Consider the following 341-nt stretch of genomic DNA (forward strand, 5'->3'; position numbering starts at 1 on the left):
GGGATGGTGTCGAGCACCGATCCCGGCGCCGGTGCGCCCGCCGGGCGGGGCAGCACGGTCACCCTCCGCATCTCGCAGGGCCCGAAGCCGGTGACCATCCCTGCCCTGGCCGGTCAGAGCGTCGACGCCGCTAAGAGCGCGATCACCGGAGTCGGCGCGAAGGTCGGCGACATCGCGCAGCAGTTCGACGCGAAGGTCCCCGCGAATACGGTGATCTCGGCCACGCGGGCCGACAACGGCGCCGACATCATCAACGTCTCGATATCGCAGACCGCAGACTCCGCCGATCTCCGCGCAGCGGTCGAACATGCGTCGGCCGTGGGAGCGCTGGTCGTCGCAAG

Annotated in this window: 1 protein-coding gene; it reads left to right on the plus strand. The window is 70.4% G+C overall.

The window, feature by feature from the left end; genetic code table 11:
* A partial coding sequence (locus tag SB773_RS30605; protein WP_410593983.1) for a PASTA domain-containing protein occupies positions 1–341 on the plus strand: 341 nt, incomplete at both ends.

Source organism: Bacillus sp. SIMBA_074, assembly GCF_046534555.1.
GTDB lineage: Bacteria > Bacillota > Bacilli > Bacillales > Bacillaceae_G > Bacillus_A > Bacillus_A mycoides.